Source organism: Bradyrhizobium sp. SHOUNA76, from assembly GCF_023006445.1.
Lineage (GTDB): Bacteria > Pseudomonadota > Alphaproteobacteria > Rhizobiales > Xanthobacteraceae > Bradyrhizobium.
The window spans coordinates 1-591 of record NZ_JALBHA010001090.1; the positions used below are offsets into that span (position 1 = coordinate 1).

1 protein-coding gene is annotated in these 591 nt (G+C 67.3%); it reads right to left on the reverse strand.

Going from position 1 to position 591, the window contains the following annotated elements; translation table 11 throughout:
- A partial coding sequence (locus MOV74_RS39910; protein ID WP_246933078.1) for a Mur ligase family protein occupies positions 1–591 on the reverse strand: 591 nt, incomplete at both ends.

A 591-nucleotide genomic window follows, 5' to 3' on the forward strand; every position in this document is an offset into this window, starting at 1 on the left:
GCCGAGCTTTGCGACCTCGCTGCGCGCGCCACCCGCGGTGCGCACGATGGTGCCGTGCTCGACATGGATGCCGGAGGCCAGCGGATTCCTGACCGAGATGCGCACCACGTTCTTGCCGGCGCGGTCGAGCCGGTCGGCGATATCGCGGCAAAAACCGTCATCGACGCCGACGATCGAGGTGCCGCCTGGCTGCACGCTCGCGACGAGACGCTCCTTCACCGCGGCGTAGTGTTCGACCGTGCCGTGACGGTCGATATGGTCCTCGCTGACATTGAGCAAAATGCCGACGGAAGGATCGAGCGAGGGCGTGAGATCGATCTGGTAGGACGACATCTCGACGACATGGACGCGGCCCGTGCGCGGCGGCTCCAGCGACAGGATCGCGGTCCCGATATTGCCGCCCATCTGGGTGTCGTAGCCGGCCACTTTGGTCAGATGCGCGATCAGCGCCGTCGTGGTCGACTTGCCGTTGGTGCCGGTGATGGCGACGAACGGCGCATCCGGCGCATGCCGCCGCCGCTCGCGGCAGAACAGCTCGATGTCGCCGATGACCTCGACGCCGGCCTCGCGCGCCTTCAGCACGCTCCAGTG